Below are 4,838 nucleotides of genomic sequence, written 5' to 3'. Positions count from 1 at the left end.
GGGAGTACCTGATGCTGATCGCGGACAAGCGCTTCGGGCACATCCTGCCGGCGCGCTTCATCATGTTCTCGGTCGTGGGCTTGAGTGGCGTGGCTGTCCACGTGGCATCGCTCGGGTTGTTCTACGAGGTCGTGCGGACAGGCTTCGGCGTCGCGCAGACCATGGCAACGCTGGTGGCAATGACGAGCAATTACTGGCTGAACAACTTTCTCACCTACCATGACCGTCGGCGGCGGGGTTTCAAGTTCGTGACCGGGCTTCTTTCCTTCTACGCAATCTGCAGTGTCGGAGTCGTCGCGAATGTCGGTGTAGCGAGCTTCGTCTTCAGCGAGCATTACAGGTGGTGGCTTGCCGGCGTGGCCGGTGCCATCGTCGGCACCGTCTGGAACTACGCCGCCAGCGCAATCTTTACGTGGCGGGGCCGATAACTCGCGGTGCCGCATTCCGGACGACGGGATGCCGCATTCTGGACAGAGGCATGGGACTTAGTCGAAGATGTCACCTGCCGGTTACCGGGAGCGTAGACCCATGCCACCAAAGCGCGACGCGCTGTTTGCGGACACGACCCGCAGTGTCGGCGACTTCAACTTCGGCGAACAAACTGCCGAGGTGTTCGACGACATGCTCGACCGCAGCGTCCCGATGTATCGGGAACTGCAGCGCATGATCGGCGAAATGGCAGGCGAGTTTGCGACCGAAGGGTCGAACGTCTACGACCTGGGATGCTCGACCGGCATCACGCTCGAAACGCTGCATCTGGCCGTCGGCCCGGGCGCGACACTGGTCGGCCTCGACTACTCCGAGCCCATGCTGGACCGGGCCCGACAGCGGTTCCGGGCTTTGCTCGAGTCCGGGCGCATGCGACTCGAAAAAGCCGACTTGAACCGCGGCTGCGTGATTGAGAACGCCTCGGTCGTTGTGCTGAATCTCACCCTGCAGTTCGTGCGTCCGCTCTACCGCGACAATCTTATGCGCCAGATCGTCTCGGGTCTCAATGACAACGGTGTCCTGATTCTCGTTGAGAAGGTGCTGGCGGCGGACTCGACGATCAACCGTCTGTTCATCAAGTTCTACTACGACATGAAGCGGCGGAACGGGTATGACGAGATGGAGATCGCGCAGAAGCGGGAAGCGCTCGAGAACGTTCTGATTCCCTATCGCGTCGATGAAAACGTCGAGCTTCTGCGCCGAAGCGGCTTCCAGGAGGTGGAAACTTTCTTCAGGTGGTACAACTTCTGCGGTTTTCTGGCCTTCAAGCGAGGGTGAGCATGAACCTCATGCGCCATCCCGACTTGATCGCGGCGGGGAACTTCTTTTTCCGCTATCGCAACATGCTGTTTCCCGCCTTTATCGCAGCAACGCTGCTCTTCTGCTCACCGACCTTCGCGTTTGGCGACCGTGTCCTCGATATGGTGATGGATCTGGTAGGCGCTGCCATTGCGCTCGCGGGCCAGGGCCTGCGCATGCTGACCATCGGTTACGAGTACATCGTCCGCGGTGGTCGCGAGGGGAAGGTCTACGCCGAGGATCTGGTGCAAGGCGGCGTCTTCGCGCACTCGAGGAACCCCTTGTATCTCGGCAATCTGCTCATCATCATCGGCCTCGCGGTGATGGTCCACTCGCTCCCGCTCTACATCATCGGAGTTCCGTTCTTCATTTCCGTCTACGCCAGTATCATTGCTGCCGAGGAGAACTTCCTGCGCGGCAAGTTCGGCGCCGAGTACGAAGCCTATTGCGCCCGCGTGAACCGCATCTGGCCCAACTGGAAAGGCTTCAGGCAATCGATCGAGGGTATGCGCTTTAACTGGAGGCGCCTCGCCATACGCGAGTACGGCACGATGTTCGGCTTGGCGATCGCTTTCATCGGGATCAGTGCCCTGACGCTCTACCAGGCGCTCGGCGACGAGGCGTGGCCCGATATCCGCGCGCTCCTGTGGTGGCTGCTGCCCGTTACTGCCGCCTACCTCGCGGTTCGCTTCCTCAAGAAATCGGGGCGTCTCACCGAGTACAAGTCGACCGAGACTGGAGCGGAGGCGTCCTAGCCTCGCTACTGGTCGCGCCGGGCTGAATTTGCAATGTCCGCAGAGTCACACCCCCCATGCTCTACTCGGCGATTCGCCGCCTCCTCTTCGCACTCGACCCGGAGAAAGCCCAGCACGTCGCGCTGGCGGGTCTTGCTCGCTGCCATGCCCTGGGTCTGACGGGTTGGCTGGCGCCCCCTCCGCCGAGCGCACCGCGACGCGTCATGGGGATCGATTTTCCCAACCCGGTGGGCTTGGCAGCAGGATTCGACAAGAACGGCGAGTACGTTGACCTCATGGCGGCGCTCGGCTTCGGCTTCATCGAGATCGGCACCGTGACCCCGCGTCCGCAGCCGGGCAATCCATCGCCGCGGGTGTTTCGCATCCCCGAGCACGAAGCGATCGTCAACCGCTTCGGGTTCAACAATGTCGGTCTGGAAAGGCTGCTCGCGAACGTGGAACGTTCCCGCTTCAACGGCATTCTCGGGATCAACATCGGCAAGAACTTCGACACGCCCCTCGAGCGCGCGCACGAGGACTATGTCCACGGACTACGCGCCGTGTATGGCCACGCGAGCTATGTCGCCGTGAACATCTCCTCGCCGAATACGACCGGGCTGCGCAATCTGCAGAATGCCGAAGAGCTCGACGCCCTGCTCGCCGTGCTCAAGTCGGAGCAGTGCACGCTCAAGGCTGCCCACGGCCGCTATGTACCGATTGCGGTGAAGATCGCGCCCGATCTCTCGTTCGGACAGATCGACGCCGTTGCCGGCCTTCTTCTGAAACACGGCATGGACGGGGCAATCGCAACGAACACCACCCTGTCACGCGAAGGGATCGAGGATTCTCCGTGGGCGAAGGAAGCCGGTGGCTTGAGCGGCGCACCGCTGCGGGCGCGAGCGACCGACATTCTGCGGCGGCTGTGCCAGGCCCTCGACGGGAGACTGCCCGTCATCGGGGCCGGCGGCATACTGGGCGGAAAGGACGCAGTGGAAAAGATGGAGGCCGGTGCGAGCCTCGTTCAGCTCTACACCGGCCTCGTCTACCGCGGACCGAAGCTCGTGCGCGAGGTTGTCAGCGCGATTCTCGAGCGCGAAGGCGCAACGGCTAGACCGAACAGATTACCGACTTGAACTTGCCGCGCGGCGTGCGGGCAATCTCGTCGACCACCACCACCCGGCACGCCAGGTTGGCGCCCAGGCGCGCGCGGGCGTTGCTCAGAAGAGCCTGTTCGGACGCTTCCGTGTACTCCTGCGACGGGACGACGCGAATCGTCAGCGAGTCGAGGCACTCCTGCTGAATCTGCCCTTCCAGGATGCCTGGCACCCCGCGGAACATGTTGCCGGCAAGGCACGCCGCCATGCGGCGGCCATCGGGCATCTTGATGAAGTCGTCGGAGCGGCCGATGACCTCCGCCACGATGGGGCCGTGACGCCCGCATTCGCACGTGGCGCCGGCGGGGGCCAGGCGCACGAGATCGCCACACCGATAGCGCAGCAACGGCATGGCCCGGTTGTTGAAGCCGGTGCCGACCGGCTCCACCAACCCCTCGAACTCCGTCGGGATGAACTCGACGTAGCCGTAGTCCATCATCACGTGGTAGCTGCCGCGCTCGCACATCCCGATGGCCGCGACCCGCTCCGCCAGCCCGTACCAATCCATCACCTTGCAGCCGAAAGCGGTCGCCACCTGCTCTCTTTGCCGAGGGTCGAACATTTCCGAAGACGTGACGACGGTTCTCAACGACCGTCCCGCGTAGCGCTTCCCGTGTTCCATCATCCACGCCGCGAGGAAACTCACGGAGGACGGGTAGGCCTGCAGCACCACCGGATCGAATTCAGCGAGCGCTTCGAGGTAGCGCGGGGCGTTGCGGTGAGACAGGTGCAGCGACGACAGCATGAGCATGTTGTCAGCGTAGTTGCGGCGCCAGTACGGCGGGTCGTTGCGATCAGCCGGGACGATGGGTTCGCCGCGCAGCCACGCGCGGCGGTCTCCCGGGCGCAACCCGGCCCACCGCAGGTGCCGCCAGATGAACGCGTGCTCGCGCGTCACGGCGTTGAGATCCTGGTGAAACCACACGGGACTGCCGGTGGTGCCGCTGGTGCTGCCCGAAATCATGGGCTTGCCGGCATCGTCGGCCACCAGCCGTCGCCCGGCTGCGCGAACTTCGGCCTTGGTCAACAGCGGGATGCGGTGCAGGTCGCGCGGGAACTCCATCTTCTCCGCGTCCAGTCCGAGGGTCCGGAACCGGTCGCGGTAGTACGGAACGTGGCGCGCGGCACGGCGGATCACGCTGGTCAAGCGCTGTGCCTGCACGAGGGCGGCTTCCTCGCGTGTCCAGTGCTGCGTCCGGTCGAGTTCCGCGCGGATGCCATGGAATGTCCCGCTCTCACGCGCCATCTTCCGGCCCAACGCCCGTGCGGACAACAGCCAATCCTGCAGCCAAGGCGGCGCGGACCTGTAGTACCCCGAAGAGAACATCTTGCCCCCCGATGTGGTCGATTCTGCGGGGTAGCATGAGCAGGTCGTATGCCGCGGGTATCGATCTCCGACGTGCGGCAGGCGGAGGCAAAACGCGCCCGCCGATCCACGCTGGTTCGGTTCTCTGCGAGTCCGTGCGCGCGACGCCGCGTGATTCGTGCGGAGCTTTACTTATCAGATAGTTGTCGCTCACCTGTGATATGTTATGGCAGCTGATGTTGCATTCGCACAATGCGTGTGGGAGGTGTCCTCGTGCAGATAGGTGTCCCCAAGGAAGTCAAGAACCATGAGTATCGCGTGGGCCTTACTCCAGCCGGTGCGGCACACCTCATCGCC

The 4,838-nt window shown here is 63.4% G+C and carries 5 protein-coding genes; 4 read left to right on the top strand and 1 reads right to left on the bottom strand.

The features are described 5' to 3' along the window. The 4 genes from JNK68_15350 to JNK68_15335 all read left to right on the top strand — a co-directional run. Positions 1–428: GtrA family protein (locus JNK68_15350; GenBank protein ID MBL8541720.1), on the top strand; the 428-nt coding region annotated here is incomplete at its 5' end. A 100-nt stretch (positions 429–528) separates the two neighbouring features. Then, complete coding sequence (cmoA, locus tag JNK68_15345) at positions 529–1,266, top strand: carboxy-S-adenosyl-L-methionine synthase CmoA (protein ID MBL8541719.1); 738 nt, start codon at positions 529–531, stop codon at positions 1,264–1,266. Between the two features lie 2 nt (positions 1,267–1,268). After that, complete coding sequence (locus tag JNK68_15340) at positions 1,269–2,042, top strand: S-isoprenylcysteine methyltransferase (GenBank protein ID MBL8541718.1); 774 nt, start codon at positions 1,269–1,271, stop codon at positions 2,040–2,042. A gap of 56 nt (positions 2,043–2,098) precedes the next feature. After that, positions 2,099–3,154, top strand: coding sequence for a quinone-dependent dihydroorotate dehydrogenase (locus tag JNK68_15335; protein MBL8541717.1), 1,056 nt, complete (start codon positions 2,099–2,101; stop codon positions 3,152–3,154). Here the strand turns inward: JNK68_15335 and JNK68_15330 are convergent. Next, positions 3,129–4,502 (bottom strand): phenylacetate--CoA ligase family protein, encoded by a 1,374-nt coding sequence (locus tag JNK68_15330; protein ID MBL8541716.1) that lies wholly within the window; start codon positions 4,500–4,502, stop codon positions 3,129–3,131. The genes JNK68_15335 and JNK68_15330 overlap by 26 nt on opposite strands. Positions 4,503–4,838: the final 336 nt, after the last annotated feature.

The sequence above is a fragment of the Betaproteobacteria bacterium genome (assembly GCA_016791345.1).
In the GTDB taxonomy this organism is placed as follows: Bacteria; Pseudomonadota; Gammaproteobacteria; order Burkholderiales; family JAEUMW01; genus JAEUMW01.
Note: the sequence above shows the minus strand (reverse complement) of the source record. Positions and strands in the feature narration are given on the sequence as shown.

What these genes read in the sequence shown, in the direction of transcription:
- cmoA (MBL8541719.1), top strand. Translation starts at nt 529, where the DNA reads ATGCCACCAAAGCGCGACGCGCTGTTTGCGGACACGACCCGCAGTGTC.
- JNK68_15340 (MBL8541718.1), top strand. Translation starts at nt 1,269, where the DNA reads ATGAACCTCATGCGCCATCCCGACTTGATCGCGGCGGGGAACTTCTTT.
- JNK68_15335 (MBL8541717.1), top strand. Translation starts at nt 2,099, where the DNA reads ATGCTCTACTCGGCGATTCGCCGCCTCCTCTTCGCACTCGACCCGGAG.
- JNK68_15330 (MBL8541716.1), bottom strand. Translation starts at nt 4,502, where the DNA reads ATGTTCTCTTCGGGGTACTACAGGTCCGCGCCGCCTTGGCTGCAGGAT.